1 protein-coding gene is annotated in these 571 nt (G+C 77.9%); it reads left to right on the top strand.

Translation table 11 applies throughout. The features are described 5' to 3' along the window. Positions 1-153 precede the first annotated feature (153 nt). Positions 154-571, top strand: a 418-nt coding sequence (locus HW577_RS26220; protein ID WP_198378988.1) for a hypothetical protein, incomplete at its 3' end; no start/stop codon positions are given.

The following is a 571-nucleotide window of genomic DNA, read 5'->3' as shown; positions in this document are numbered from 1 at the left end:
CCGCGCTGGCGACGGCCGCGACGGGGCTGTGCCACGCCGCGGCGCTCGCCATCGCGGCGAGCCGGCTGCTCGGCGTCGATCCCAGCCTGCGCGGCGCGGCGCGGGCCTGGCTGCGGCGCCGCCACATCGGTCCGTGCCTGCACAGGAGCTAGGATGCGAAACGGCGCGCTCGCCCTGCTGATCCTGCTGCTCGTGGCGACGCAGGCGCGCGCGCTGGTCTCGAACGGGGATTTCTCCGCCGGCGGCACGCCGCCCGCGGGCTGGTCGCTGGACGGCGCCGTATCGGGCAAGGGCAGCCTTCGCGTCCTGCCGGGCGGCGTGCTCGAACTCGCGCCCAATGCACGCAACACGCCGGGCCCTCAGCCCTACGCCATCGGCCAGCTGCTGCCGGCCGAGGCGGTGCGCGGGCGGCAAGTAACCCTGGAGGCGACGCTCGGCGCGGAAGGCGGCGCGACCGCCGTCGCCGGCCTGGCGGTGCTGCGCCGCGGCGGCGCCCCACTGTTCCTGACGCTGCGCGCCGACGGCGCGCCGTCGCGCCAGGCGGAGACGCTGGCGGTGCCGGATGGCCGCG

Source organism: Neoroseomonas rubea (genome assembly GCF_016106015.1).
Lineage (GTDB): Bacteria > Pseudomonadota > Alphaproteobacteria > Acetobacterales > Acetobacteraceae > Neoroseomonas > Neoroseomonas rubea.
This window is presented reverse-complemented; position numbering and strand designations above follow the sequence as displayed.